The sequence below is a fragment of the Streptomyces termitum genome, assembly GCF_014650175.1.
Lineage (GTDB): Bacteria > Actinomycetota > Actinomycetes > Streptomycetales > Streptomycetaceae > Streptomyces > Streptomyces termitum.
On record NZ_BMUL01000010.1, the window covers coordinates 229,923 to 254,904 of the forward strand.

Annotated in this window: 19 protein-coding genes; 6 read left to right on the plus strand and 13 right to left on the minus strand. The window is 74.9% G+C overall.

The window, feature by feature from the left end; genetic code table 11:
- Window positions 1-12: 12 nt before the first annotated feature.
- The 3 genes from IE219_RS20470 to IE219_RS20480 all read right to left on the minus strand — a co-directional run bounded on the left by IE219_RS20470 (window position 13) and on the right by IE219_RS20480 (window position 3,353).
- Complete coding sequence (locus IE219_RS20470; protein ID WP_189979674.1) at window positions 13-417, minus strand: MarR family winged helix-turn-helix transcriptional regulator; 405 nt, start codon at window positions 415-417, stop codon at window positions 13-15.
- A gap of 279 nt (window positions 418-696) precedes the next feature.
- Window positions 697-2,250, minus strand: coding sequence for an acyl-CoA synthetase (locus IE219_RS20475; protein ID WP_189979513.1), 1,554 nt, complete (start codon window positions 2,248-2,250; stop codon window positions 697-699).
- Window positions 2,247-3,353: an NAD(P)H-dependent flavin oxidoreductase gene (locus IE219_RS20480; RefSeq protein ID WP_189979515.1), complete on the minus strand. Its 1,107-nt coding sequence runs from the start codon at window positions 3,351-3,353 to the stop codon at window positions 2,247-2,249. The genes IE219_RS20475 and IE219_RS20480 overlap by 4 nt, the downstream gene beginning before the upstream one ends.
- Before the next feature lie 118 nt (window positions 3,354-3,471).
- Here IE219_RS20480 and IE219_RS20485 point away from each other — a divergent pair, with 118 nt between their 5' ends.
- A complete protein-coding gene (locus tag IE219_RS20485) occupies window positions 3,472-5,313 on the plus strand; it encodes a serine hydrolase domain-containing protein (protein ID WP_189979517.1) in 1,842 nt (613 codons plus the stop codon).
- Between the two features lie 10 nt (window positions 5,314-5,323).
- On the opposite strand, the gene IE219_RS20490 is transcribed toward IE219_RS20485, so the two are convergent.
- Window positions 5,324-6,433: an FAD-dependent monooxygenase gene (locus IE219_RS20490; RefSeq protein WP_189979519.1), complete on the minus strand. Its 1,110-nt coding sequence runs from the start codon at window positions 6,431-6,433 to the stop codon at window positions 5,324-5,326.
- A gap of 174 nt (window positions 6,434-6,607) precedes the next feature.
- On the opposite strand from IE219_RS20490, the gene IE219_RS20495 reads away from it, so the two are divergent.
- Both IE219_RS20495 and IE219_RS20500 read left to right on the plus strand, forming a co-directional pair.
- Window positions 6,608-7,603 carry a TetR/AcrR family transcriptional regulator C-terminal domain-containing protein gene (locus IE219_RS20495; protein WP_189979521.1) on the plus strand — a complete coding sequence of 332 codons (996 nt, stop codon included), beginning with the start codon at window positions 6,608-6,610 and terminating at the stop codon, window positions 7,601-7,603.
- 172 nt (window positions 7,604-7,775) lie between these two features.
- Window positions 7,776-10,097: a M9 family metallopeptidase gene (locus IE219_RS20500; protein WP_189979523.1), complete on the plus strand. Its 2,322-nt coding sequence runs from the start codon at window positions 7,776-7,778 to the stop codon at window positions 10,095-10,097.
- 45 nt (window positions 10,098-10,142) lie between these two features.
- Here IE219_RS20500 and IE219_RS20505 read toward each other — a convergent pair whose 3' ends face one another.
- The 5 genes from IE219_RS20505 to IE219_RS20525 form a co-directional block, all read right to left on the minus strand.
- Window positions 10,143-11,051, minus strand: a complete 909-nt coding sequence (locus tag IE219_RS20505; RefSeq protein WP_189979525.1) for a LysR family transcriptional regulator — start codon at window positions 11,049-11,051, stop codon at window positions 10,143-10,145.
- A 58-nt stretch (window positions 11,052-11,109) separates the two neighbouring features.
- Entirely contained in the window at window positions 11,110-12,309 is a 1,200-nt protein-coding gene (locus tag IE219_RS20510) for a glycine C-acetyltransferase (RefSeq protein WP_189979527.1), read from the minus strand.
- Window positions 12,310-12,312: 3 nt separating this feature from the next.
- Window positions 12,313-13,347, minus strand: coding sequence for an L-threonine 3-dehydrogenase (gene tdh, locus IE219_RS20515; protein ID WP_189979528.1), 1,035 nt, complete (start codon window positions 13,345-13,347; stop codon window positions 12,313-12,315).
- Window positions 13,348-13,510: 163 nt separating this feature from the next.
- Complete coding sequence (locus IE219_RS20520; RefSeq protein WP_229849891.1) at window positions 13,511-14,287, minus strand: 4'-phosphopantetheinyl transferase family protein; 777 nt, start codon at window positions 14,285-14,287, stop codon at window positions 13,511-13,513.
- Between the two features lie 34 nt (window positions 14,288-14,321).
- Window positions 14,322-16,583, minus strand: a complete 2,262-nt coding sequence (locus IE219_RS20525; protein ID WP_189979530.1) for a serine/threonine-protein kinase — start codon at window positions 16,581-16,583, stop codon at window positions 14,322-14,324.
- A gap of 354 nt (window positions 16,584-16,937) precedes the next feature.
- Here IE219_RS20525 and IE219_RS20530 point away from each other — a divergent pair, with 354 nt between their 5' ends.
- Together IE219_RS20530 and IE219_RS20535 are read left to right on the plus strand one after the other, a co-directional pair.
- The gene (locus IE219_RS20530; RefSeq protein WP_189979531.1) at window positions 16,938-17,405 is read left to right on the plus strand and encodes a GreA/GreB family elongation factor; all 468 of its coding nucleotides are present in this window, start codon (window positions 16,938-16,940) and stop codon (window positions 17,403-17,405) included.
- Window positions 17,402-18,214, plus strand: coding sequence for a hypothetical protein (locus IE219_RS20535; RefSeq protein ID WP_189979676.1), 813 nt, complete (start codon window positions 17,402-17,404; stop codon window positions 18,212-18,214). The genes IE219_RS20530 and IE219_RS20535 overlap by 4 nt, the downstream gene beginning before the upstream one ends.
- Window positions 18,215-18,359: 145 nt before the next feature.
- Here IE219_RS20535 and IE219_RS20540 read toward each other — a convergent pair whose 3' ends face one another.
- The 4 genes from IE219_RS20540 to IE219_RS20555 are packed head-to-tail and all read right to left on the minus strand — an operon-like array spanning window position 18,360 to window position 22,387.
- Window positions 18,360-19,826, minus strand: a complete 1,467-nt coding sequence (locus tag IE219_RS20540) for a phytoene desaturase family protein (protein WP_189979532.1) — start codon at window positions 19,824-19,826, stop codon at window positions 18,360-18,362.
- Between the two features lie 59 nt (window positions 19,827-19,885).
- Window positions 19,886-20,518 (minus strand): DUF1345 domain-containing protein, encoded by a 633-nt coding sequence (locus tag IE219_RS20545; protein WP_189979533.1) that lies wholly within the window; start codon window positions 20,516-20,518, stop codon window positions 19,886-19,888.
- Window positions 20,519-20,522: 4 nt separating this feature from the next.
- Window positions 20,523-21,347: a family 1 encapsulin nanocompartment shell protein gene (locus tag IE219_RS20550; RefSeq protein WP_189979534.1), complete on the minus strand. Its 825-nt coding sequence runs from the start codon at window positions 21,345-21,347 to the stop codon at window positions 20,523-20,525.
- Complete coding sequence (locus IE219_RS20555) at window positions 21,344-22,387, minus strand: Dyp-type peroxidase (protein WP_189979536.1); 1,044 nt, start codon at window positions 22,385-22,387, stop codon at window positions 21,344-21,346. Before IE219_RS20555 ends, IE219_RS20550 begins: the two co-directional genes overlap by 4 nt.
- 212 nt (window positions 22,388-22,599) lie before the next feature.
- On the opposite strand from IE219_RS20555, the gene IE219_RS20560 reads away from it, so the two are divergent.
- Window positions 22,600-24,918, plus strand: coding sequence for an FdhF/YdeP family oxidoreductase (locus IE219_RS20560; protein ID WP_189979538.1), 2,319 nt, complete (start codon window positions 22,600-22,602; stop codon window positions 24,916-24,918).
- The last annotated feature ends 64 nt before the right edge of the window (window positions 24,919-24,982 follow it).

Here is a 24,982-nt window from a genome sequence, read left to right on the forward strand (position 1 = left end):
GGCCCGTTTCCGTCATTCTTCTGCGTCGGCCAGACCGTGCTCGTACGCGGCGAGGGTGTCGATGAACATCCGCCGTTCGGCCGCTCCCAGCGGGGCCAGGGCGGCCCGCCAGGCTCCGGCGCTGCGGCCGAGCCAGCCGTCGATGGAGCTTCTGCGCCCCTCCGCGATCGAGACGATCTTCCTTCTGCGGTCGGCGGGATCCTCGTGCCGTTCCAGGACGCCCTTCTTCGCCAGGTCCCCCACCATCAGGCTGACGGTGGTCGGCGCCACGCCCAGCCGGGCGGCCAGTTCGTGGACGCACTGGGGGCCGTCGAAGAGGAGGTAGGCGAGCAGGGAGAGGTGACGGGGCGCCAGCGTCAGGGACGCGAGCTCCTCCGGCACCTTGACGCGCTTGGACCGCCCCACCACCCGGGGCATGAGCAGCAGCAGCGTACGGACGGCGTCGTCGACGTCCGGTCCGGCGGCCCCGCTCCTCTCGCGCTCGGTCGACACCCTGAACCCTCCGATGTGGATTTGCTTTCAAAGCAAATGGATCTGCCGCGACCGATGCTACCGGAGAGTGGCGCCGTGCCCGTTTCGCACCGGTCCCCGGGGCCGTGCTCCGCCCATGAAGAAGCCCGGCCGCTGCCCGCCCTGACGGGGCAGCGGCCGGGCGATCCGTGAGTGGTCACCAGGAGTCGGGATGTACGGAACGGCTCAGAGGGGGCGGTCGTGGCCCTCCCAGTACGGGTCGCGCAGGCGGCGCTTGTAGAGCTTGCCGTTGGGGTCGCGGGGCATGACGGCGATGAAGTCGAGCGACTTCGGCCGCTTGAAGCCGGCCAGCCGCCCGGCGCAGTGGGCGAGGATCTCCTCGGCGAGCGCCGGGCCCTCCCCGTACCCCTCGGCGGTCTCGACGACCGCCTTCACCTCCTCGCCCCAGTCGGCGTGCGGCACCCCGAAGGCGGCGGCGTCCGCGACGGCCGGGTGGGCGAGGAGCGCGGCCTCGATCTCGGCGGGGTAGATGTTGACCCCGCCCGAGATGATCATGTCGATCTTGCGGTCGCGGAGGTAGAGGTAGCCGTCCTCGTCGAGGTAGCCGAGGTCGCCGACGGTGAAGAAGTCGCCGACGCGGGACTTCGCCGTCTTCGCCTCGTCCTTGTGGTACTGGAACCCGCCGGTGTTCATCTTCAGGTAGACGGTGCCGAGTTCGCCGGGCGGCAGCCGGTTGCCGTCGTCGTCGAGGACGGCGAGTTCGCTGATCGGCCAGGCCCGGCCGACCGTGCCGGGCCGCTTGAGCCACTCCTCGGCCGTCGCGAACGCCCCGCCGCCCTCGCTGGCCGCGTAGTACTCCTCCACGCACCCGCCCCACCAGGCGATCATCGCCCGCTTGACGTGCTCGGGGCAGGGCGCGGCGCCGTGCACGGCGTGCCGCATCGCGCGCACGTCGTACCGCCCCCGGACCTCCTCGGGGAGGGCGAGCAGCCGGTGGAACTGGGTGGGGACCATGTGGGTGTGGGTGCAGGCGTACGCGTCGATCAGCCGCAGCATCTCCTCCGGCGCCCACTTGTCCATGACGACCAGCGGGTGCCCGATGTGCAGCGCGGCGGCGGCGAACTGGAGGACGGCCGTGTGGTAGAGCGGCGAGCAGACCAGGTGCACGTTCCCGTCGTGCGGGCGGATGCCGAAGATGCCGAGGAAGCCGCCGAGGTGGGACTCCTCCGGGAGCCGGCCGGGCAGCGGCCTGCGGATGCCCCGGGGGCGGCCGGTGGTGCCCGAGGTGTAGTTCATGACCCAGCCGAGGGTGCGGTCGGCGGGCGCCGACTCCGGCTGCCCGTCGAGGAGTTCGGCGTACGGGCGGAAGCCGGGGACCGTACCGACCGCGTACCGGCGGGCCGGGTCGAGTCCCGCCCCGTCGGCGGCGGCGCCCGCCGCCTCGGCGAAGCGCTCGTGCGCGATCAGCACCTTGGCGCCGGAGTCGGCGACGATCCAGGCGATCTCGGCGGCCACGAAGTGGTGGTTGACCGGGACCAGGTAGAGGCCGGCCTGGGTGGCGGCGAGGTGGGCGGTGAAGAACTCGGGGCCGTTGGGCAGCACGACGGCGAAGGCGTCGCCGCGCTCCAGACCGGCCGCGCGCAGTCCGTGGACCATGCGGTTCGCGGCGGCGAGCAGCCGGCCCGCCGACCACTCCTCGCCGTCCGGCGCGACCAGCGCGGTGCGGTCGGGGTCGGCGGCGGCCTGGGCCCAGAAGCCGTGGGGCGCGGTGGCGGTCACCGGTTCCTCCCCGCGACGCGGTTGATCCGGTCGACGGCCTTCTCGAAGCCGCGGGTCAGCTCGTCGACGACCTGCCGGACGCTCCGCTCGGAGTTCATCCGGCCGACGATCTGGCCGACCGGGGTGCCGAGCAGCGGATCGACCTCGTACTTCTGGATCCGCGAGACGGCCTCCGCGACCAGCAGGCCCTGGAGCGGCATGGGGAGCGGGCCGGGTCCCGCCGGGTCCTCCCAGGCGTCCGTCCACTCGGTGCGCAGCTGGCGGGCGGGTTTGCCGGTCAGCGCGCGGGAGCGGACCGTGTCGCCGGAACCGGCGGCGAGCAGCTTCGCGGTGAGGGCGCGCGAGTGGAGGTCGGCCTCGGTGGTGGTGAGCCAGAGCGAGCCGAGCCAGACGCCCTGCGCGCCGAGCGCGAGCCCGGCGGCGATCTGCTCGCCGCTGCCGATGCCTCCGGCGGCGAGCACCGGCAGCGGCGAGACGGCCTCGACGACCTCGGGGGTGAGGACCATCGAGGCGATCTCGCCGGTGTGGCCGCCCGCCTCGTACCCCTGGGCGACGACGATGTCGATGCCCGCCTCGGCGTGGCGGCGGGCGTGCCGGGCGCTGCCCGCGAGCGCGGCGACGAGCACGCCGTGCTCGTGGGCGCGGGCCACGACGTCCGGCGGCGGCGAACCGAGGGCGTTGGCGAGGAGTTTGACGGGATAGTCGAAGGCCACGTCGAGCTGTCTCCGGGCGACCTCCTCCATCCAGCCGGTGATCCGCCAGCCGGACGCCTCGCCCTCGGCGAGCTCGGGCACGCCGTGCTGGGCGAGGACCGACCGGACGTAGGCCCGGTGCCCCTCGGGGATCATCGCCTCGACGTCGGCCTCGGTGACGCCCTCGACCTTCTTGGCGGGCATGACGACGTCGAGGCCGTAGGGCCGTCCGTCGGTGTGCTCCTGCATCCAGTCGAGGTCGCGGGCGAGGTCGTCGGGGGCGGTGTAACGGACCGCCCCCAGGACGCCGAAGCAGCCGGCGCGACTGAGGGCGGCGGCGACCGCGGGGAAGGGCGTGAAGCCGAAGATGGCGTGCTCGATCCCCAGTGTGCGACTCAGCTCCGTCTCCATGGGCGCAGGATGCCGCAGCGGTGCGACGGAGGGAAGAGGTTTTCTGATGGAGCGTCAGATTCTTTGGGCGGGGTGGGGTGGGACCGGTTCCAGGGGGGTGGGGTGGTGTGGGGTGATCATGGGGGAGGCGGGACGGGTACGCGTACGGGCACCGGCGCGCGGTGAGGCGCGGGCGCGGGCACGCGGGCGAGGACGGGAGGCGGCGGTGGCGGAGGAGAGCGGGCGCGGGCGGGCGGGGGTGCTGCGGTGGGGGACGGCGGAGGAGGCCGGGCTGCTTCCGCGCGAGCTGGACCGGCTCGTCGACGACGTGTCCGCCTTCCTCTCCCCCGTCGCGGGACCGGAACCCGGATCGGAGCCCGGATCGGAGCCCGGACCGGAGCCCGGCCGCGCGGCGCGTCCGTGGTGCGCGGGTGCCGTGGTGCTCGCCGGGCGGGGCCGCACGGTGGCGCTGCACCGGGCCGTCGGCTGGGCGGCGCGCTGGGAGCGGTACGACGAGGGGACGGACACGGGCGTCCCCCTCCCGCCGGAGCTGCGGGTCCCGATGACGCCCGACACGGTCTTCGACGTGGCCTCGCTGACCAAGCTGTTCACCGCGATCCTGGCCGTGCGGCAGATGGAGCGGGGCGCCCTGGGCCCGGACGACCGGGTCGCGGCGCACCTGCCGGAGTTCGGCCGGGCGGGGAAGGCCGGGATCACGGTCCGGCAGCTGCTGGCGCACACCTCGGGACTGCGGGACTGGCTGCCGCTGTACGGACCCCCGGGGCCGGAGGGGCGGCTGGGGCCGCTGTGGGCGGAGGCGCCGCTGGACCCGCCGGGCTCGGTCTACCGCTACTCGGACCTCAACCTGATCGCGCTCCAGGCGCTCCTGGAACGGATCACCGGTCGCGGTCTGGAGGTCCTGCTCCACGACGAGATCACCGCTCCGCTCGGGATGCACCGCACGCGTTTCGTCCCCCCGCTCTCCTGGCGGGCGGGGATCGCGGCCACCGAGGACTCCCGCCGGCCGTGGGCCCGGCTCGACCGGGGCATGGTGCGGGGCGAGGTCCACGACGAGAACGCCCACGCCCTGGGCGGCGTCGCGGGCCACGCCGGGGTCTTCTCCCGCGCCCGCGACCTCGCCGTGCTGGCCCGCACCCTCCTCGACGGCGGCGCGTACGGCTCCGTCCGCGTCCTCTCCCCCGCCTCCGCGGAACTGCTCCTCACCGACGTCAACGGCGCCTTCCCCGGCCACGCCCACGGGCTCGGCTTCGAGCTGGACCAGCGGTGGTACATGGGCGCGCTGTCCGGGCCTCGCACCGCCGGGCACACCGGTTTCACCGGCACCAGCCTGGTCCTGGACCCGGAGGCGGACGCCTTCCTGATCCTCCTCGCCAACTCGGTGCACCCCGTCCGCACCTGGCGTTCCGGTTCCGCGCCCCGGGCCGCCGCCGCGAACCGCCTGGCGCGCGCCCTGCCGGTCCGGCCGCCGGGCGGCGGGGCGGCCTGGTTCTCAGGGATGGCGGCCCCCGGGTCCGTCACCCTCACCCTCCCGCCCGCCGGTCCGGGCGCGACCCGGCTGGAGTGCCTGGTCTGGTGGGACACCGCGCCGCGGGACGCGCTCCACCTGGAGGAGGCGGGGCCCCAGGAGGGCTCGGCCTCGACGGCGCGCCCCGTCCCCTTCCGCACCGCGCCGCTCGGCGCCGCGCCGCCCGACCGGTCCGGCGCCTTCCGCCCGCATCCCGACGGCCGGGCCTCCGGGTGGTCGGGGCGGGTCTGGCACCGGCTCTCCGCCGACCTGCCGCAGGACCGTCCCGTACGGCTCCGCTTCCGCCTGGTCACCCGGTCCGCCGCCACCGGCCGCGGCGCGTACGTGACCGGGGCGCGCGTCCTGGACGCGGAGGGCCGGGTCCTCTTCGACGAGGCGCGCCCGGCGGACGCGGCCCGTGTCGAGGCCGTCGGCTGGCGGCCCTCGGCGGACTGACGGGCCATCGTCAGGCGTCCAGTTCGTAGGCGTTCTTGGCGCGGGCGACGGACTCCTCGGGGGCCGGACCGCCGGCGTTCTCGGTGGCCAGGGCCTGGTTGAGCTCCACGAAGGGGCGCAGCCGCCGCTCGTAGCGGGCGAACGCGGCCCGGTGGTCGCCGGGCGTCAGGGCGAGGGACTCGGCCAGCACGTAGGCGCCCACGACGGCGAGGCTGGTGCCCTGCCCGGAGAGCGGGGAGGGGCAGTACCCGGCGTCGCCGAGCAGCGCGATCCGGCCCCGGGACCAGTGGTCCATCCGGATCTGGGCCATGGCGTCGCAGTAGAAGTCGGGGGCCTTCCCGGCGGCTTCGGCCAGCCGGGCGCCCTCCCAGCTCAGCCCGGAGAGCCGTTCGACGACGCGGCGGCGCAGCTCCTCGAGGGTGCGCAGACCGGCGGGCAGAACGCCGGACTCGAAGCCGAAGGCGACGCGCAGTTCGGTGTTGGCGCGGACGGGCATGATGCCGAAGCCCACGCCGTCGTCGCTCAGCCAGACCTGCCAGTCCTCCAGGCCGAGGAAGTTCTCGGTGCCGAAGACGGAGAGGTAGCTGCCCAGGTGGTGGGAGAAGTCCTCCTCGGGCCCGAAGGCGAGGCGCCGGACGGTGGAGTGGAGGCCGTCGGCGCCGATCACCAGGTCGAAGGTGCGGGGCGCGGAGCGGCGGAAGGTCACGTGGACGCCCGAGGCGTCCTCGTCGAGGGCGGTGACGCTGTCGTCGAAGAGGTACTCGACGTCGGCGCGGGTGTGCTCGTACGCCATCCGGACGAGGTCGTCGCGCAGCACCTCGATGTCGGGGCTGTCGAGCCGGCCGCTGCTGTAGGTGGCCTCGGTGGAGCGGTGGACCTCCTGGCCGGTGGGGTCGAGGACCGACATGCCGCGCATCCGGGTGCGGACGCTCCGGGCGCGGTCGAGCAGGCCGGTGCGGTCGAGGACCTCCAGGGCGACGCCCCGGACGTCGACGGCCTGTCCGCCGGAGCGGAGCCCGGGGGCGCGCTCGACGACGGTGGGGGCGAAGCCGCGGCGGTGGAGCCAGTGGGCGAGGACGGGGCCGGCGATGCCGCCGCCGGAGATGAGCACGGTCTGCATGGGAACTCCTCGTTCGGTGAGTGCTTAGGGTTACGCTGTACGCAACTGAACGTACGGCGTACGCGCAGCACCCTCAAGTGCGGCAACGAGGAGCTGTACTAGGTCAGTTCAGGCACGACGAGACACCCTCACAGGTGACCTCTGCACTAGTACAGCCAGACCAAGGGAGATGAAGTGACGCAGATCACAGGACCCTCGGGGCAGCCGCCCTACCTGCGCATCGTCGCCGGGATCCGGCGGCGGATCGCGGACGGCGAACTGGCCCCCGGCGACCGGGTCCCCTCGACCCGGCAGCTGGCGAAGGACTGGGGTGTGGCGCTCGCCACCGCCACCAAGGCCCTGACCACCCTCCGCCTGGAGGGCCTGGTCGAGACCCGCCCCCGGGCCGGCACCGTGGTCGCGGGCACCGCGCGGACCGCCTCCGCCCCGGCCACCGCACCGGCGGGCGCGCCCCGCCGGCCCCCGGCCGCCGCTCCCCCCTCCGAGCAGGACCTGACCCTCGACCGGATCGTGCGCGCGGCCGTGGAGATCGCCGACGCCGAGGGGCTGCCGGGGCTCTCCATGCGCGGCGTGGCGGCCCGGCTCGGCGTCGCCGCCATGTCGCCGTACCGGTACGTCACCGGCAAGGACGACCTCGTCCTGCTCATGGCCGACGCCGCGTACGGCGAGGCGGCCTATCCCGCCGAGGTGCCCGAGGGGTGGCGCGCCCGCGTCGAGGAGGTCGCGCGGACCCTCTGGTCGCTGTACCGCGCGCATCCGTGGCTGGCCCAACTGGGCTCCCTCACCCGCCCGTTGATCTCGCCGGGCCTGATGGTGCACGGGGAGCGGATGCTGAGCGCCCTCGACGGCCACGGCCTCGCGCCGAAGGCCCTGTTCGAGACGCACGTCCTGATCTACAGCCACGTCCAGGGGCTGGCCGTCCACCTGGAGTGGGAGGCGCAGGCCGAGGCGGCCACCGGACAGTCGGAGGACGCCTGGATGGACGACCGGGCCGGCGCCCTGGGGGACCTGGCGGCCTCGGGCCGCTTCCCGGTCTTCGCCAGGATCGTCGGCGGTTTCGGCGCGGACGGCTACGACATGCGGCTCGACGACTTCTTCGAGGCGGGCCTCAAGGCGCTCCTGGACGGCCTGACCCCGGTCGTCGAGGGCGCCGCGCCGACCGGCCCGTAGGGCTTCGCGGCGCGGGTACGGCCCCGGGGCGGACGGTCGCGCCCCGGGGCCGCGTGCGACGAATCCTGTCCGGGGTCTTCCAGAACAATGCGACATGTGAAATTTTACACGTCACATGTCAGTAGCCCGTGCGCTCCGCACGCGGCCCCAACGGCCCCGGAGGCCCCCACAGATGCGTCCCTTCCGGACATCGAAGACCGCCGCGCGAAGACTTCCCGCGCTCGGCGCGGCCGTCTTCCTCTCCCTCGGCCTGTTCGCACCGCAGAGCCAGGCCGCCACCGGCGCCACCGCCCCGGCCCCGCGGGCCGGGCAGGAGACCGCCGCCGCGACGCCGCGGTCCTTCCCCGTCCCCAAGTCGCCCCACGCCCTCAGCGACAACCCCCGCTTCCGGCTCTCCTCCCAGGACGGCACCGAGGAGAGCGGCCCCCGGGCCGCGGCCGCCACCCGCGCGGACCGGCGCCTCGCGGCCGCCGCCGACCCCTGCGGCGACCTCTCCGGCGTCATCGACGCCACCGGCGCCACCCTGGTCCAGCGCCTCACCGCGCTCCCCCAGATCACCTGCACCTACCCGCTGTTCGAGCTCACCGGCGAGAACGCGCGCAAGGCCTTCCGCGAGGCCCAGATGGTGACCGTCGCCGACGCGCTGCGCGACGCGTCCGCCACGTACACCGGCGACAACCGCGCCGCCGTCGGCCAGCTGGTGATGTTCCTGCGCGCCGGGTACTACGTGCAGGACAACAACGCCGCCGCCGTCGGCGACTACGGCCCGGCCCTCCAGGGCGCGGCGCGCGGCGCCCTCGACGCCTTCTTCGCCAACCCGCGCAGCAAGGACGTCACCGACGCCAACGGCGCGATCCTCAACGAGGTCGTCACCCTCGTCGACAGCACCCACGAGGCCGGCCGGTACGCCGGTGTCGTCAAGTGGATGCTCGGCGCCTACGACGCCACCTGGCCCGGCCAGATGAACCTGGCCATGCAGCACGTCGAATGGGTCGTCGAGAACGGCTTCAAGGCCAAGAACGACGCGCGCGGCTGGCGCGCCGCCCTCAAGGCCGACCCCTCGATCCTCGACACCTGGTCCGGCTTCGTCACCCGCAACGAGGCGCAGCTCAACCGCCTGGACGTGGTCAGCAACGTCGGCCGCCACCTCGGCAGCGCCCTCGACGTCCCCGAGCTCAAGGACCGGCTCCGGCCGCTCCTCAAGAACCTGATCAACCGCTACCCGAACGTCGGCCCCACCGCCCCGATCACCATGAACCTGGGCTGGGCCACCCGCCAGTACGACAAGGGCAACTGCGCCGCCTACGGCATCTGCGACCTCGGGCAGCGCGTGCTGCCGCTGGTCCTGCCGACCCAGCACACCTGCACCCCGGGCCTGAAGATCCGCGCCCAGGACATGTCCCCCGGCCAGCTCGCGAGCACCTGCGCGAGCCTCGTCGGCCAGGACGCGTACTTCCACCGAATCATCGGCGACCAGGGCCCGATCCCCGGCGACGTCAACACCGACCTGGAGGTCGTCGCCTTCGACGACTACACCCAGTACGCGCTGTACGCCTGGGCGATCTACGACATCGACGTCGACAACGGCGGCATGTACGAGGAGGGCAACCCGGCGGTCCCCGGCAACCAGGCCCGCTTCATCGCCCACGAGGCCAGCTGGCTGCGCCCCGACTTCCAGATCTGGAACCTGAACCACGAGTACACCCACTACCTCGACGGCCGCTACAACATGCACGGCGACTTCGAGGCGGGCATGACCACGCCGACCATCTGGTGGGTCGAGGGCATCGCCGAGAACATCTCGTACGGCTACCGCGACGAGCGCAACAGCGACGCCATCGCCGCGGCCGCCCGGCAGACGTACAAGCTCAGCGACCTCTTCGACACCGTCTACGGCCAGGAGGAGGACCCCGAGGCGGACTCCGACCGGGTCTACCGCTGGGGCTGGCTCGCGGTCCGCTACATGCTCCAGAAGCACCCCGCCGACGTCCAGGCGGTGCTCGGCGAGTACCGCACCGGTGACTGGGCCGGGGCCCGCACGCTCCTGAAGCAGACCATCGGCACCCGCTACGACGCGGACTTCGCGACCTGGCTGACCACCAGCTGCGCCACCGACGGCTGCGGACCGCTGCCGGACGCCACGACCACGGCCCCGGCCGCGCCGCTCTGCACCCTGCCCGACGCCCGCCAGTTCGACCAGGACTGCCGCCGGGACGGCCTCGCCGCCACCGCCGGCGGCTACAGCTACCACTTCGTCTACCTGCCGGCCGGCGTCAAGAAGCTGACGCTGACCAGCGGTGGCGGCACCGGCGACGCCGACCTGTACTACGGCGGCGGCAGCTGGGCCACCACCGGCAGCCACCTCGCCAAGTCCGCCGGTCCCGGCAACGTCGAGACGCTGACGATCGACAACCCGCCGGCCGGCTGGGTCTACTTCAGCCTCGCCGCCCAGCAGGGCTTCAGCGGCGTGAGCCTCTCCGTCCAGGCCCGCTGAGCCCGCTCCGCCGGGGCCCGCCGCGCGCGGGCCCCGGCGGACGCGTCACGGCACCACGGCGGCGGCCGTGCCGAGCGCCGCCAGGACGGGCGCGATCAGGGGATGCTCCCCGGCGCCCCGGCGGACGGCCGCGAAGACCCGGCGGGTGGGCGCGACGCCGTCCACCGGCCGGATGCCGACGTCGGTCAGGTCCATGCCGCGCAGCGCCGAGCGGGGCACCAGCGCCACCCCCGCCCCGGCGGCGGCCAGCGCCACGACCGCGCGGAAGTCGTCCGAGACGTGTGCGAAGCGGGGCGCGAACCCCGCGTACTCGCAGGCCAGCACGGTCACGTCGTGGCAGGGATTGCCCGCGGACTGGCCGATCCAGGCGTCCTTGGCGAGGGCCGCGAGCCCGACCCGCTCCCCGGCCGCGAGGGCGTGGCCCGGCGGCAGCACCGCGTCGAAGGGCTCCGCGTAGAGCGGCACCCGGGTCAGCCGGTCGTCGTCCTCGCCGGGCGCGCCCCGGTACTCGACGGCCACCGCCACGTCCACCTGCCGGTCCAGGACCATGAGCAGGCTCGCGTCGCCCTCCGCGTCCCGGACCCGGACCCGGATGCCGGGCGAGGCGCCGGCCAGCGCCGCGATGGCGGGGGCCACGACCAGGCCGATGCCGGTGGCGAAGGCGGCCACCGTGACGGTGCCCGCCTCGCCGGAGCCGTACGCCGCCAGTTCCGCCTCGGCCCGCTCCAGCTGGGCGAGGACCGCGTTGGCGTGGCTCAGCAGGATCTCCCCGGCGGGGGTCAGCCGGGCGCCGCGCGCGCTGCGGTCGACCAGCCGGTGGCCGGTCTCCTGCTCCAGGGCGGCGAGCTGCTGGGAGACGGCCGAGGGGGTGAGGTAGAGCGCGGCGGCCGCCGCGGTGACCGTGCGGTGGTCGGCCACCGCGCGGAGGATGTGCAACCGCCGTGCTTCGATCATGCTCCCAGTGTCCCAGGCGGCGGGGGCGGCGGGCGCCGCTCCCGCCGCCGGTCCGGCGTCAGCCCCGGAGCTCGGCGCGGGCCGCCACGAAGGCGTCCACCGCGCGGTTCACGTCCGCCGTCGAGTGCGCGGCCGAGAGCTGGACGCGGATGCGGGCCTGGCCCTGCGGCACGACCGGGTACGAGAAGCCGATCACGTACACCCCGCGCTCCAGGAGCAGTTCGGCCATCTTCCCGGCCTCCGCCGCGTCGCCGATCATGACGGGGGCGATGGCGTGGTCGCCGGGGAGGATGTCGAAGCCCTCCTCGGTCATCCGGCGGCGGAACAGCGCCGTGTTGGCGTTGAGCCGCTCGCGCAGCTCGCCGGCGGTCTCCAGGAGGTCGATGACCTTGAGGGAGGCGGCGGCGATGACCGGGGCGAGCGTGTTGGAGAAGAGGTACGGGCGGGACCGCTGGCGCAGCAGGGCGACGATCTCGGCGCGGGCCGCGACGTAGCCGCCGGAGGCGCCGCCGAGGGCCTTGCCCAGGGTGCCGGTGATGATGTCGACGCGGTCCATGACGCCGTGCAGCTCGGGGGTGCCGCGGCCGCCGGCGCCGACGAAGCCGACGGCGTGCGAGTCGTCGACCATGACCATGGCGTCGTAGCGCTCGGCCAGGTCGCAGATGTCGGCGAGCGGGGCGACGTAGCCGTCCATGGAGAAGACGCCGTCGGTGACGATCAGCTTGCGCCGGGCGCCGCCCTCGACGGCCTCCTTGAGCCGCTGCTCCAGGTCCGCCATGTCGCGGTTGGCGTAGCGGAGGCGGCGGGCCTTGGAGAGGCGGATGCCGTCGATGATGGAGGCGTGGTTGAGGGCGTCGGAGATGACCGCGTCCTCGGGGCCGAGGAGGGTCTCGAAGACGCCGCCGTTGGCGTCGAAGCAGGAGGAGTAGAGGATCGTGCCCTCCTGGCCGAGGAAGGCCGAGAGGCGGGCCTCCAGCTCCTTGTGCACCTCCTGCGTGCCGCAGATGAAGCGGACGGAGGCCATGCCGTAGCCCCAGCGGTCGAGGGCCGCGTGGGCGGCGGCGACGACGTCGGGGTGGTCGGCGAGGCCGAGGTAGTTGTTGGCGCAGAAGTTCAGCACCTCGCCGGGACGGCCTCCGGAGGTCACCTCGACGGTCGCCGACTGCGGGGTGCCGATGACGCGCTCGGGCTTGTGCAGGCCGGCGGCGCGGATCTCGTCGAGGGTGGCGCGGACGTCGTCGCGTACGGAATCGAACATGGGTCAGGCTCCCGCAGTCCAGTCGAGGATGATCTTGCCGCTCTTGCCGGAGGCCGCGTCGTCGAAGGCCGCCTCGTGATCGGTGTGGTCGTACCGGCCGGTGATGACCGGGGAGAGGTCGAGCCCGCCCTCCAGGAGGACGGACATGGCGTACCAGGTCTCGAACATCTCGCGGCCGTAGATGCCCTTGACGGTGATCATCGAGGTGACGATCTTCGCCCAGTCGACGGCGAAGTCCTCGCTCGGCAGGCCGAGCATGGCGATCTTCCCGCCGTTCGTCATGTTGGCGATCATGTCGCGCATGGCGTGCGGGTTGCCGGACATCTCCAGGCCGACGTCGAAGCCCTCCTTGAGCCCGAGGGTGCGCTGGCCGTCGGCGATGCTCTTCTCCGCGACGTTCAGGGCGAGGGAGACGCCGGTCTTGCGGGCCAGGTCCAGGCGCTCCTCGCTGACGTCGGTGATGACGACGTGGCGGGCGCCGGCGTGCTTGGCGACGGCGGCGGCCATGATGCCGATCGGGCCGGCGCCGGTGACGAGGATGTCCTCGCCGACCAGCGGGAAGGAGAGCGCGGTGTGGACGGCGTTGCCGAACGGGTCGAAGATCGCGGCGACGTCGAGGTCGACGGGGACCCGGTGCACCCACACGTTGGAGGCGGGCAGCGCCACGTACTCGGCGAAGGCGCCGTCCCGGCCGACGCCGAGGCCGACGGTGGCGCGGCAGAGGTGGCGGCGGCCCGCCAGGCAGTTGCGGCACTTGCCGCAGACGAGGTGTCCCTCGCCGCTGACCAGGTCGCCGACGGCGATGTCGGAGACGTCACGGCCGACGGAGACGACCTCGCCGACGAACTCGTGGCCGATCGTCATGGGCGTGGCGATGGTCTTCTGCGCCCAGCCGTCCCACGAGCGGATGTGGAGGTCGGTGCCGCAGATGCCCGTCCGCTTGACCTTGATCAGTACGTCCCCGGGACCGGTCTCCGGCTCGGGCACGTCCGTGAGCCAGAGTCCCGGCTCCGCCTTCAGCTTGACCAACGCCTTCAATGCCACGGCTCCCGACGTGCGTGTCCTGTGATGTACGGGTCAAGGCACGCGCGCGTGCACAAGATCCTCGGGAACGAATCTTCCCTACCGGGGGCCCGCGGTCCATCGAGGTTTTCTTAAGCGCGCTCGCAGCTCAGCTTCACGCCGGGGACGTCCCCGCTGCTCAGGAGGGTGCGGGGGTGGCCTCGGCGGTGACGAAGGAGGCCGGAAGCCAACTCGTACGGACGCGTCCCAGGGGGCCGGCGACGGCGACGGCCGCCGCGTGCCCGGCGGCCGTGCCGACGCTGCGGACGGACCAGCCGGCCGGGAGGGCGGCGGGCTCGGACTCCCCGAGGTAGTCCTTGGCGAGGGAGCGGGCGACGCCTATCCCGACGCCCTTGAGGTACGCCTCCTTGCGGCACCAGATCCGGGCGAACGCCTCGGGGGTGTGGCCCGCGGCGGCGATCTCGGCCTGCTCCAGCGGGTGGAGGGCCGGGGTCACGTCGCGGACGGTGCCCTCCTTGGGCAGGCTCTCGACGTCCACGCCGACGGACCGGGCGGCGAAGCCGATGAGGACGACGTCGCCGCTGTGCGAGAGGGAGAAGTGCGGGGCGCCGGACGGGGTGGCGACGGCGGGCCGGCCGTGGAGGGCGCCGCAGCCGGGGCAGGGCTCGCGGCGGTACGTGAGCGCGGCGGGCGGCACCCCCAGCCGGGGGGCCAGGAGGCGGCGCAGGGCGACGTGCCCGATGCCGTACCGGAGCCGGTCGGCGACCGCGAGGGGGGTGCCGAGCCGGCCCCGCTCCTCCTCGTCGAGCTCGGAGGGGTCCAGCTCGCCCTCGGTGAGGTGGTCCACCCGGAGCTGCCACAGGTCGACGTCGACCGGGTCCGGTCCGGCCGGGCCGGGGCCGGTGGGGGGCGCGGTGGGGGCGGGGGTGGGGTCGCCGGGACCTTCGGTGATCACGCCGGTCATTAAATCAGCGCGGCCGGGCGCCCGTTCAGGCCGCTCCGGGCGCCGTGGGCGGTCCGGCGCCGGGACCGCCGCGCCGGACGGCCTCCGCCTCGGTGTGGCGGCCGAGCCGGTCGAGGCAGTGGGTCAGGTCGGCGAGGGCGGCGAGGGTGTCCGGGTGGAGCGGGCCGAGGGTGCGGGCGCGGGCCTCGGAGAGGGAGCGCAGCGAGGGCAGGGCCTCGTCCCAGCGGCCGAGCCGGCCGAGGACGACGGCGGCCTCGCGGCGGCTGCGCAGGGTGTCGGGGTGGTCGGCGCCGAGGACCCGGCGGCGGGCGGCGTGCACCTCCTGGACCGTGTCGAGGGCCTCCTGCCACTGGCCCAGCCGGGTCAGGTGGACGGCCAGCGCGTGCCGGACGCGGAGCGTCTCGGGGGCGTCGGCGCCCTGGGTGCGGGTGCGGACGGCGGCCAGGTCCCGGCAGACGGCGAGCGCGTCGGCGAAGCGGCCGAGCCGGCCGAGGCAGGCGCTGGTCTCGTAGCGGGCGGCGAGGGTGTCGGGGTGGTCGGGGCCGAAGGCGGCGGCCCGGCCCTCGGCCACCACCCGGTACTGCTCCAGCGCCTCCTCGGGCCGGCCCATCCGGGCCAGGGTGTGGGCGAGTTCGTGCCGGGTGACGAGGGTGTCGGGGTGCTCGGGGCCCAGCAGCCGGGCGCGGGTGTCGGCGACGGCGAGGGCGGTCCGGTACGACTCCTCCAGGCGCCCCAGCCGACCCAGGGTGTGGGCGAGGTTGTGGCGGCAGCGCAGGGTGTCGGGGTGCTCGGCGCCGGCGGTGCGCTCGCGGACCGCGAGGATGTCCTCGTAGAGGGCGTGCGCCTCCGCGTGCCGGCCGAGCCGGCCCAGCACGTAGGCCCGCTCCTGGCGGGCGGCGAGGGTGTCGGAGTGGTCGGGGCCCAGGACCCGGGCGCGGGCCTCGGCGACCCGCCCGAAGGCGCCCAGGGCCTCGTCGGTGCGGCCGAGCCGGGCGAGGGCGAAGGCGGCCTCGTAGGCGCTGGCGAGGGTGTCGGGGTGGTCGGGGCCGAGGGCGCGGGTGCGGTCCCCGGCGACCGAGCGGTGCAGCTCCTCGGCCTCGCTCCAGCGGCCGAGGCGGCCCAGGCCGAGGCCCGCGCGGTGGCGGGCGGCGAGCACCGCGAGCAGTTCGGGCGTGGCGTCGGCCGGGGGCCGGGGGGTGGTGAGGGTGGGGCCGTCGTGGCGCGGCCGGGCGGTGGTCCACTCGGTGGTGAGGACGGCGGCGGCCGGATCGTGGCCGGTGGCGCGGGGCGCGCCGGGGGCGGCGGGCCGGGGCCCGGCGGTGAGGGTACGCGCCCAGGCGGGCGGGGCGCCCTCCCCGGCGGCGGTGGTCCCCGTCCCGTCGGCGGGGTGCGGCGGGTCGGCCGGGGGCGGGGGCAGCGGCCGGCCGCCGCCGGTGACCGTGCGGCCGGTGACGATGCGGCGGCGCAGGTCGGAGGCGTCGCGCGGACGTTGGTCGGGCACCTTGGCGAGCAGGTCGACGACGAGCCGGTCGAAGTACTCGGGCAGTTCGGAGCGGTGGGAGCGCGGCGGGCTCGGCACCGTGTCCCGGTGGCCGACGAGCACCGCCCAGGAGTCGTCGAGGTCGAACGGCGGGGCGCCGGTGGCCAGTTCGTACAGCACGCAGCCCAGTGAGTACAGGTCGCTGCGGTGGTCGATGTCGCCGCCGCCGATCTGCTCCGGGGACATGTAGTGGGGGGTGCCCATGGCGATGCCGGTGCCGGTGAGCCGCGAGGTGAAGCCCATGTCGGCGCCGAGGCGCGCTATCCCGAAGTCGCAGATCTTCACCGTGCCGTCGCGCAGCCGCATGATGTTGGCGGGCTTGAGGTCGCGGTGCACGATCCCCATCCGGTGGGTGTACTCCAGGGCGTCGGCGACCTGGTCGGCGATGTCCACCACCTCGTGGACGGGCAGCGGGCTGCGGGCGTTGGCGGTGAGGAGCTGGCTGAGGTTCTGCCCCTCCAGGAGCTCCATGACGAGGAAGAGCACGCCCTCGTACTCGCCGAAGTCGTGGACGACGGTGACGCCCCGGTGCTGGAGCGCCGCCGCGACCCTGGCCTCGCGGCGGAACCGCTCGCGGACCACGGTCTGCACGCCCGCGTCCTGGTGCGGTCCGAGCGGCTTGAGGCGCTTGACCGCGACCCCCCGGCCCAGCGCCTCGTCGGTGGCGCGCCACACCTCGCCCATGCCGCCGCGCCCGATGACCTCGTGCAGGCGGTAACGCTCCCGGATCAGTCCGCTCTCCCCCATCGTGTGCCGTCGCCCCCGTCGCTTCCGTGCCCGCTCCCCGGCCCGTCCAGTATGGACGCAGCCTCGGACAGTGTGTACGGGTCGGGCCGGGTGTCGGGACCGAGGCGCTCCACGGCGCGCGGGATACGGCGGGGCGGGAGCCGCGGGCGGAGCGCCGCGGGCACGCGGCGCAGGAGGCGGGCGGTGGCGGTGAGGCGCCGGGTGACGGCGCCGGCGGGCGGGGCGTCCGTACAGCCCGTGGGCCCGCCCCGACGCACCCCTTCCGGCGATTCGCCCGATTTGACGGGGTTTCCCGCTGGTGCCGGAATGGAGGGGTCGTTCTTCGTCCCCGCCACCGCACGACGGGAGCAGTCCATGACCGCCGGACCCGAACCCCTCAGCGACGCAGCCCGCGCGGCGCTCGACCGCGAGCTGTCCGATCTGCGCACCGAACGGGCCGCCGTGGCCGCCACGCTCGGCGGCGGTGACGAGCCCGGCGACCGGGCCGACCAGGCCGACGAGCTCCAGCGGGCCACCGAGCTGGAGAAGCTGGACGCGCGGATCGGCGAGGTCGAGGGGCGGCTCCGGGAGGGCGCGGCCGCCGGGGCGCCGTCCACCGAGGCGGTCGGCGTGGGCAGCACCGTGCGCCTGCGGTTCGGCGACGGCACCGAGTCGACCGTGCACATCGGCGAACTGGCCGACGCCGGCGATCCGGCCCTGGTCACCGCCGACAGCCCGCTGGGCCGGGCGCTGCTCGGGCGCGCGGCCGGGGAGTCCGTCGCGTACGCCACGCCCCTCGGCCGGACCACCGCCGTCGTCGTCTCGGTGGGCGGCCGCTCCTGACCGGGGGCGACGCCGAGCGGGAGCGGGAGGAGGAGCGCCGCAGCGACCGCAAGGGCGGCCCCGGGCACACGGTCCTCCTCGCCCTCGCGCTGGCCGTTCCCGTGACCAAGGTCGCGTACACGGTGGGCGGCGGGAACGCGGTGCGGGACGTGTTCATGGGCATGGAGCCGGCGAACTGGCCCGACGTGCTGCTCGGCATGGTGATCACCGACCCGCTGCTCGGCTCGGTGCTCGCGGTCGTCATCTCCCGGGTGGTCTTCGCCGCCTTCGCGGCGCGCGGCGCCGTGCCGTCCGGCCGGGCGCGCGCGGACCGTCTGCGGCGGGCGGCGCTCACCCTGGTGAACCCGCTCGCGGTCGGCGTCATCGACGCCTGCCTGTTCGGCCCGTGGTGGGGCCTGGCCACCGGCCTCGCCGCGTACGCGCTCCGCCGGGGCGTGGTCGTCGAGTACCGCACCGGCCGCCGCCGCCCGCACGGCTCCTCCCGCGCCGCCTCGCACGACCCCGGCTACCGCCCGGCGCCGTGGCTGCGCCGGGCGGCGGCCGCGGAGCAGGTGGCGGCGCTGCTCCTCACCGTCGTCGCGCTGCCCGTCCTGACCTTCGCCTCGGCCCTCGACGGGCAGGCGTGGACGTCGATCGTGGCCTGCCGGGTCACCGACGGCACCCGGACCGCCGACGCCCGGCTGATCGAACTGAGCCGCAAGGGCAACGGGGTGGTCGGCTGGAACCTGGACGCGGAGGAGGTCTCCAACGGCCTCGGCTGCACCGCCACGGAGAGCCGGTACGTACGCGAGCCGTGGTGGCGCTCGTAGCCCCTCGGCTGAGGCCCGCGCACCCCCGCCCGGTTCCTCCGCATCGGCGGCCCCGGCGCGCCGGGAAGGGCCCGGGAGCGGGTCCGGCGCGGGTGCCCGCGACCCGCCGGGCCCTTCCCGGACGGGTGACCGGCGCCGCGACCTCCTAGCCCCGGGGCGGCCGGAGGCCCAGGTGGCGGAGGGCCGCCGTCGCGGCGCCCGCGCCGGACATGCCGTGGGCGCCAGGGCCGGGCGGGGTGGCGGCGGAGCAGAGGTAGACGCCGGGGAGGCCGGTGGCGTACGGGTCGAGGGCGGGGCGGGCGCCGAGGACGAGCTGGGGGACGGTCTTGGCGCCGGTGAGGATGTCGCCGCCGGCGAAGTTGGGGTTGGCGGCGGCGAAGTCGGCGGGGCGGGTGACGCGCAGGCCGACGATCCGGTCGCGGACGCCGGGGGCGAACTGTTCGAGCCGGGCGAGGATCGCGTCGGTGGCGTCGCCGTCGTAGCCGTGCGGCACGTGCGCGTACGTCCACACCGGGTGGACGTCGCCGACCGAGCGGGTGGGGTCGGCGAGGTACTGCTGGCCGACGAGGACGAAGGGCCGTTCGGGCATCCGGCCGTCCGTGACGGCCCGTTCGGCGCGGACGATCTCGGCGAACGGGCCGCCGAGGTGCACGGTCCCGGCGCGGCGGGCGGCCTCCGCGCGCCACGGCACGCCGCCCTCGACGGCGAGGTCGACCTTGAAGGCGCCCGGTCCGCGCCGGAAGCGGCGGTACGCGGCGGCCGTGCGGGACGGCAGCCGGTCGCCGTAGATCCGGGCGGCCTGGGCGGGGTCGAGGTCGAGGAGGGTGACGTCGGCGGGCGGCAGCCGCCGGTGGTCGGTGACGCGGACGCCGGTCTCGATCCGGCCGCCGTGGCCGCGCAGGACGGCGGCGAGGGCGTCGGTGACGGCCCGGGAGCCGCCCTCGGCGACGGCCCAGCCTGCCGCGTGCCCGGCGGTGAGGATGCCGAGGCCGATGGCGGAGCTGAGCGGGTCGGTCAGCGGGCGGTAGGCGTGGGCGGCGACGCCCGCCCACAGCGCGCGGGCGCCGGGCGTGCGGAAGAGGCGGGCCAGGACGGCGGCGGGCAGGACGGTGGGCAGGCCGAAGCGGGCCAGCAGCAGCGGGTGGTCGGGGAGCCGGAGCAGCGGCCCCATGACGTCCGTGGAGAGCTCCTCCCAGCGGCGTACGGAGGGGGCGAGGAGGGCGCGGTAGCGGGCCGCGTCGGCGCCGAGGCCGTCGGCGGTGGCGTCGACCGAGCGGTGCAGGACGGCGGCGGTGCCGTCGTCGAGGGGGTGGGCGCAGTCGATCTCGGGGAGCCGCCAGCGCAGTCCGTGCCGGTCGAGCCGGAGGCGGCGCAGGACGGGCGAGGCGACGGCGAGGGGGTGGACGGCGGAGCAGTGGTCGTGGAGCAGGCCGGGCAGGATCGCCTCGTCGGTGCGGGTGCCGCCGCCGATGGTGTCGGCGGCCTCCAGGACGGTGGTGTCGACTCCGGCCTCGGCGAGGAGGGCGGCGGCGGCGAGCCCGTTGGGTCCGGCGCCGACGACGACGGCGGTCGGGGCGGAGGCGGCGGGGCGGCGCGGCGGCGTGCTGCTCATGGGGCGAGTCTGCCGGGCGGCCGCCCCGGGACGCGCACCGGGGCGGGCGGGTCCGGGGGTCAGCCGGTGACGATCCCGGCGACGAGGTTGACGGCGGTGGCGAGGACGCCGGTGCCGAAGACGTACGACAGGAGGCAGTGGCGCAGGACGACGGCCCGGATCTCCTGGTCGGAGACGTCGGTGTCGGAGACCTGGTAGGTCATGCCGAGGTTGTAGCTGAAGTAGAGGAAGTCGGTGTAGCGGGGGCGGGCGTCGGAGTTGAAGTCGATGCCGCCCTCGGGCGCCCGGTGGTAGAGGTACGCGTACCGGGTGGCGTACATGAGGTGGAGCGCCGCCCAGGCCATGAGGACGCCCCACAGGGCGGTCGCGGCGGCGGCCCGGTCGTGGCCGGAGCCGACGAGGAGCAGGGCGACGATGGCGCCCAGTCCGCACAGGGCGGCGGTGACGACGACGAGTTCCTCGACGACCGGCCGGAACTCCTCGCGCCGCAGGTTGCGGCGGGTGTCGGCGGCGTCCATCGGCCACAGCACCAGCCAGCCGGTGACGACGAAGACGGTCTCGGCGGCGGCGATCCCGACGAGGACGCCGAGCGCCGCCCCGGAGAGGGCCCCGGTGGCGGCTCCGGCGGCGGTGCCGGCGCCGACGGCCCCGGCGAGCCGGGGGCCCGCGTACCGCCACGACCAGGCGGGCATCGGCTCACTCCCCCAGCACGACCACGGCCTCGTCGGTGTAGGCGAGGAAGGTCAGGGTCTCCTGGAGGTACAGCTCGACGGTGTCGGCGTCGTGCCGGGTGTAGCCGATGGAGACGTCCTGGCCGAGGCGGAGTTCGAAGTCGCCGCCCCGGGTGGAGAGGACGAAGCCGCCCTTGAGGGCGGGGGCCCAGATCGGCGGTTCGTCGAGCATCCGGCCCAGGTGGGCGGCGATCGGGTAGCCGTGGTCGGAGGTCTCGCTGACGGCCCGGTACTCCTCGGCGCCGAGGAGGAGGGCGTACGGGCCGTCGACGCCGGCCAGCCGGAGCGCGGTGAGGGCGCGGCTGACGGCGTCGGGATAGCCGCTGGGTTCCGCGGGGAGGGCGACGGCCGGATTGGAGGAGGCGGCGCGCAGGCCGGGGACGCCGGCGGCGGCGTAGCCGTCGAAGAGGGTGCGGTCCTCGGCGAAGGCGAGGGCGCGGGCGGCGTCCTTGACCGGCTGCCAGTCGGAGTCCTTGGAGCCGCGTTCGACGTCGTCGACGGCGGCGCGGGTGACGGTGAAGGGGACGCGGAGCTCGACCAGCGGGCGGGCCTCGCGGAGCCGGGCGCGGACGCCGTCGGCGGGCGGGTCGAGGTCGGTGAGGTGGCCGGTGCCGACGGCGGCGAGGGAGGCGCCGGCGGGGTCGGGCACGTCGACGACGCGGCGTCCGGCGACGTGGCGGCGGAAGGTGCGGCGGGCCTCCTCCTCGATCTCGGCCCAGGCGGCGGGGGTGACGGGGGCGAGTTCGCGGTGGAGGTTGGTGGTGGGGGTGGGGGCGGGGAGGCCGGTCATGGCGCCGGTGCTCCTTTCAGGCTGCCGATGCCCAGGGAGTCCCCGGGGCGTTCGGCGTCGGCGGGCGGCGGTTCGGGGGCGTCCTCGGCGGCGGGCGCGGTGCCCGGGGCGGGGAGGTCGTCGAGGAGGGTGGCGCTGGGGACGAAGAAGAGGCCGCCGGTGACGGCGGTGGAGAAGTCGAGGATGCGGTCGGTGGTGCCGGGCGGGTCGCCGAGGAACATGTTGCGGAGCATGCGTTCGGTGATGTCCGGGGTGCGGGCGTAGCCGATGAAGTAGGTGCCGAACTCGCCCGCGCCGAGGCGGCCGAAGGGCATGTTCTGGCGGACGATCTGGAGCTGTTCGCCGTTCTCGTCCTCGACGGTGTTGAGGGCGACGTGCGAGTCGGGGGGTTTGACGTCGTCGGGGAGTTCGAGGTTGTCGGCCTTGGCGCGGCCGATGACCCGCTCCTGCTCCTCGGTGGGCAGCGCGTGCCAGGCGGTCAGGTCGTGGAGGTACTTCTGGACGACGACGTAGCTGCCGCCCCGGAAGCCGGGGTCCTCGCCGGCGACGAGGACGGCGTCGGCGGCGGCGGAGCCGGTGGGGTTCTCGCTGCCGTCGACGAAGCCGAGGAGGTCGCGCTCGTCGAAGTAGGTGAAGCCGTGCACCTCGTCGACGACGGCGACCGCGTCCCCGAGGCGGTCGAGGACCAGCCGGGCCAGTTCGAAGCAGAGGTCTGCGCGGCGGGCCCGCAGGTGGAGCAGCAGGTCGCCGGGGGTGGCGGGGGCGTGATGCCGGGGCCCGTGGAGGGGGGTGAAGGGGTGCAGTCCCCGGGGGCGGGGGCCGCCGACGAGCCGGTCCCAGGCGTCGGAGGAGAGGCCGGCGACGCAGGCGAGGGCGTCGTCGCGGGCGCGGAAGGCGACGGAGCGGCTCAGTCCGGAGAGTTCCCCGAGGCCGTCGCGGACGTCGTCCTCGCGGCCGGGCGCGACGGTGAGGGTGAGGAAGAGGGCCGCCTTGGCGGGCGGGCCGAGGAGGAGTTGGGGGACGGGTTGGGGGGCGGCCATGCGACTCCCGTCAGAAGCACGAGGAAAGGGCGCATAAAGGTTTTAACGGGCGCAAGCGTATCCAGGGGCGGCCGGGCCCGCAGCCCGTCGCCGGGCCGCGCCCGGGGCCCTGGGCGGCCGAATGGCGGCGCCCCGGGGCCCGTCATAGCCTGCCGGAAGGGGGTCCGTACGCGTTCCCTCGCGTCCGCGCGCCGGAAGGGTGGACACCGTCCATGAGCCTCGACCGAGCCGAACAGCAGGACGACGGCGTGGAGCCCCGGGTGGGCCCCGCCCCCGACGGGCCGCCCCGGGTCCGCCCGTACGACCATCCGGCGGCGGGCTGGGGCGCCGCCGAGAGCGTGACCCGCTTCCTGGTGAAGGAGGGCGCGCTCCTGGACGGCCCCCGGGCGATCCGGCGGATGAACCACGAGGACGGCGGCTTCGACTGCCCCGGCTGCGCCTGGCCGGACGACACCAAGGGGCTGCGGCTCGACATCTGCGAGAACGGCATCAAGCACGTCACCTGGGAGATGACCCGCAAGCGGGCCGGGCGCGAGTTCTTCGCCGCCCACACGGTGACCGAGCTGGCCGGGTGGACCGATCACGCCCTGGAGGACACCGGCCGGCTGACCGAGCCGATGGTGTACGACCCCGACACCGACCACTACGTGCCGATCTCCTGGAAGGACGCCTTCGAGCTGGTCGGCCGGACGCTGCGGGCGCTGGACGGTCCGGACCGGGCGGCGTTCTACACCTCGGGGCGGCTCGGCAACGAGGCGACGTTCCTGTACCAGCTCCTCGCCCGCGAGCTGGGCACCAACAACCTCCCCGACTGCTCGAACATGTGCCACGAGGCGAGCGGCCGGGCCCTGACGGCGTCGCTGGGCACCGGCAAGGGGACCGTCGACCTGAAGGACTGGGAGACCGCCGACGCGCTGTTCATCCTGGGGGTGAACGCCGCTTCCAACGCGCCCCGGATGCTCACCGCGCTCGCCGAGGCGCACCGCAGGGGCGCCCGGATCGTGCACGTCAACCCGCTGGTGGAGGCGGCCGCGACCCGCACGATCATCCCGCACGACTTCCGGGACATGGCGACCTTCCGGGCGACGAGCACCAGTTCGCTCAACCTCCAGCCGCGGATCGGCGGCGACATGGCCCTCCTGCGCGGGATGGCGAAGGCGGTCCTGGAGCAGGCGGCGTCCGACCCGAAGGCGCTGGACCGGGAGTTCGTGGAGCGGTACACCCACGGCTTCGAGGAGTACCGGGAGGTGTGCGCGGCCACCTCCTGGGAGGAGATCGAGCACCAGTCGGGGCTGCCCCGGGAGGAGATCCTGGAGGCGGCCCGGGTCTACCGCGAGGCCGACCGGTCGATCGTCAGCTGGTGTCTGGGCGTCACCCAGCACGAGCACGGCGTGGACACCGTCCGGGAGATCGTCAACCTGCTGCTGCTCCGGGGCAACCTCGGCCGCGAGGGCGCGGGCCCGTCCCCGGTGCGCGGCCACAGCAACGTCCAGGGCAACCGCACCTGCGGCATCGACCACCGGCCGTCCGGGGCCTTCCTGGACCGGCTCGGCGAGGTGTGCGGGATCGACCCGCCGCGCGCCCACGGCCTCGACACGGTCCGGACCGTCGAGGCCATGCGGGACGGGGAGGTGACCGTCTTCGTCGGCATGGGCGGCAACTTCGCGCTGGCCGCGCCCGACACCCCGGTCACGTACGCGGCGCTGCGGAACTGCGAGCTGACCGTGCAGGTCAGCACCAAGCTCAACCGCAGCCACGTGGTGCACGGCCGGCGGGCGCTGATCCTGCCGTGCCTGGGCCGCACCGAGAAGGACCACCAGCGCAAGGGCGAGCAGGCCACCTCGGTCGAGGACTCGATGAGCATGGTGCACCTGTCGCGGGGGATGAAGCGGCCCGCGTCGCCGCACCTGCTCTCCGAGCCGGCGATCGTGGCGGGCATGGCGCGCGCCGCGCTGCCGGACAGCCCGACGCCGTGGGCCTGGTACGTCGAGGACTACGACCGGATCCGGGACACCATGGCGCGGGTGCTGGACGGCTTCGAGGACTTCAACCGGCGGGTCCGGCTGCCGCTGGGCTTCCGGATCAGGCAGCCGGCCCGGGAGCTGGTCTTCCTGACCCCGTCGGGGAAGGCCGAGTTCTCCTCGGCGCCGCTGCCGGACGTCGTGCCGGAGCCGGGCACGCTCGCCCTGGGCACGATGCGCTCGCACGACCAGTGGAACACCACGATCTACTCCGACGACGACCGCTACCGGGGGGTGAAGAGCCTGCGGACGCTGGTCTTCATGAACCGGGCCGACATGCGCGAGCGCGGCATCGCGGAGCTGGCCCCGGTCGACATCACCGCCACCGCGCGGGACGGCGGCACGCGCGCGCTGCACGGCTACCTGGCGGTGCCGTACGACATCCCGCGCGGCTGCGCGGCCGGGTACATGCCGGAGATGAACGTGCTGTGCGCGCTGGGCGACTACAGCACCCAGAGCGACCAGCCGATCATGAAGCACCTCAAGGTGGTGATCGAGCCCTCGGGCTGAACAGCCCGGCCGGTACGGCGCAGGGCCCGCACCCCGTCCGGGGGGTGCGGGCCCTGCGCCGTAC

Coding starts and splice junctions, on each gene's coding strand:
- IE219_RS20470 (WP_189979674.1), bottom strand. CDS start 417: ATGCCCCGGGTGGTGGGGCGGTCCAAGCGCGTCAAGGTGCCGGAGGAG.
- IE219_RS20480 (WP_189979515.1), bottom strand. CDS start 3,353: ATGGAGACGGAGCTGAGTCGCACACTGGGGATCGAGCACGCCATCTTC.
- IE219_RS20485 (WP_189979517.1), top strand. CDS start 3,472: ATGGGGGAGGCGGGACGGGTACGCGTACGGGCACCGGCGCGCGGTGAG.
- IE219_RS20490 (WP_189979519.1), bottom strand. CDS start 6,433: ATGCAGACCGTGCTCATCTCCGGCGGCGGCATCGCCGGCCCCGTCCTC.
- IE219_RS20500 (WP_189979523.1), top strand. CDS start 7,776: ATGCGTCCCTTCCGGACATCGAAGACCGCCGCGCGAAGACTTCCCGCG.
- IE219_RS20505 (WP_189979525.1), bottom strand. CDS start 11,051: ATGATCGAAGCACGGCGGTTGCACATCCTCCGCGCGGTGGCCGACCAC.
- IE219_RS20510 (WP_189979527.1), bottom strand. CDS start 12,309: ATGTTCGATTCCGTACGCGACGACGTCCGCGCCACCCTCGACGAGATC.
- IE219_RS20525 (WP_189979530.1), bottom strand. CDS start 16,583: ATGGGGGAGAGCGGACTGATCCGGGAGCGTTACCGCCTGCACGAGGTC.
- IE219_RS20530 (WP_189979531.1), top strand. CDS start 16,938: ATGACCGCCGGACCCGAACCCCTCAGCGACGCAGCCCGCGCGGCGCTC.
- IE219_RS20540 (WP_189979532.1), bottom strand. CDS start 19,826: ATGAGCAGCACGCCGCCGCGCCGCCCCGCCGCCTCCGCCCCGACCGCC.
- IE219_RS20545 (WP_189979533.1), bottom strand. CDS start 20,518: ATGCCCGCCTGGTCGTGGCGGTACGCGGGCCCCCGGCTCGCCGGGGCC.
- IE219_RS20550 (WP_189979534.1), bottom strand. CDS start 21,347: ATGACCGGCCTCCCCGCCCCCACCCCCACCACCAACCTCCACCGCGAA.
- IE219_RS20555 (WP_189979536.1), bottom strand. CDS start 22,387: ATGGCCGCCCCCCAACCCGTCCCCCAACTCCTCCTCGGCCCGCCCGCC.
- IE219_RS20560 (WP_189979538.1), top strand. CDS start 22,600: ATGAGCCTCGACCGAGCCGAACAGCAGGACGACGGCGTGGAGCCCCGG.